The organism is Paraburkholderia podalyriae, from assembly GCF_014397785.1.
Lineage (GTDB): Bacteria > Pseudomonadota > Gammaproteobacteria > Burkholderiales > Burkholderiaceae > Paraburkholderia > Paraburkholderia podalyriae.
This window is the reverse complement of the sequence record NZ_VZQQ01000251.1, coordinates 1-954: the sequence shown is the minus strand read 5'-3', so window position 1 is coordinate 954 and position 954 is coordinate 1. Positions and strand designations below refer to the sequence as shown.

General features: G+C 56.3%; 1 pseudogene. It reads right to left on the bottom strand.

The annotated features are described in order from the left end of the window. Positions 1-460: 460 nt before the first annotated feature. Positions 461-814, bottom strand: a pseudogene (locus tag F6X42_RS42875) (transposase); the annotation flags it as partial. Positions 815-954 lie beyond the last annotated feature (140 nt).

Sequence of the window (954 nt, the reverse complement as noted above, 5' to 3'; positions counted from 1 at the left end):
GGCAGGAAGTCAAAGTCAGTTTGTAGGTCAGTCATAAGTTGCGTCCGCAATGTGTAAGCTGCGGACGCAATCTTGTTCCCTCTCACCCGCAGGTTCCAGATGAGCCGAAATTACCGCTTACGAATGATTCAACACGAAGCGTGGCCAGTACCTCGCTTTCAATCGGGACATTGCGGCCGAAGCAACGGGCCAGCCGCCCCTGAGGGATCAGCTTCCAGTCGGTCGCACATGCTCTCGTACGCTTGCCGTTACGTACGCCATTCTCAGGAGTGCGGACTAGTGTTCCGCGCCGGATCGTAGACACCACGAACTGCATGGCGAGTGACGGCGTAGCGACGTGGGTGGATACGTCGAGCATCTGGTCCGTAGCGAAGTTATCGATCTCCTCAAGCATCGTTTCAATGTGCCGGGCCAGGCTAACGTTTTCAGGCTCTTTTGAAAACGGAGTGGGTGACGGAGCTCAGCGGGCGTTTTCATTGAAACGTGAGAAGTCGAGCTTTCCAGCGATGAGGAAGAGGACCGTGCGCATGGTTTCGAAGCGAGCGTATCCGCGTGCTTTGCGCTTGGCGGCCTGAAACAGGCCGTTGATAGCCTCAATAAATCCGTTGGTCTGACGCGTCTGAGTCCAGGCAACGATTCCGTCGAAATGTCGGCGAATCAATCTCACCACGTCCTTCATCGGTTCGACCTTCGAGCGCATGACGTTGGTGCACCACTGCTGCAACATCCCGGACACAACATTGATTTGCTTGCGTTCGAGAATGTCGCGCAGTTGCTCGCGGTACAGCCATGCCCGGGCCGTACGCCTGGTGGTGTACTGACTGACGGGATGCAGAAGATGGCGATCAGGTTGGTCAGGCCGCTGGCGGTGCGCAACTGCGACTCTTCAGCCTTGCAGCCGGACTTCAGATTCTTGTGAAACGTCTCTATTTTCCAGCGCATCGCGTACCAGTC